This is a genomic window from Aeromicrobium phragmitis, assembly GCF_003674095.1.
GTDB lineage: Bacteria > Actinomycetota > Actinomycetes > Propionibacteriales > Nocardioidaceae > Aeromicrobium > Aeromicrobium phragmitis.
Window position 1 is genome coordinate 1 of the sequence record NZ_RDBF01000303.1, and the last position, 285, is coordinate 285.

General features: G+C 67.4%; 1 protein-coding gene. It reads right to left on the reverse strand.

Annotated features, from left to right (window positions below):
- Positions 1-285 (reverse strand): TgpA N-terminal domain-containing protein (locus D9V41_RS18205; RefSeq protein WP_208006958.1); only part of this gene is annotated, 285 nt, incomplete at both ends.

Genomic DNA, 285 nt, shown 5'->3' on the forward strand with positions numbered 1-285 from the left:
GCCGACGGGATGCCAGGACCACGTGCCCACCAGTCCGCGGACGCCTTCGGCGGGGTACGGCATCGGCAGCATCGTCGAGTCGAGGTCGTCGACCGCGATGCTGATCTCCTCCACGGTGCTCTCGATGTCCGGATCGATGTCCTCGAGCGGTTGCTCGTAAGGGAGCCCGTCGGGATCGTCGATCGGCGCCCACGTGCCGCCCTCCATGTCCACCAAGGTCGCGACCTTCAGGTAGGGCGGTTCCTCAGCGGTGGTGATGGAGCGCAGCACTTCGACCGAGTCCCC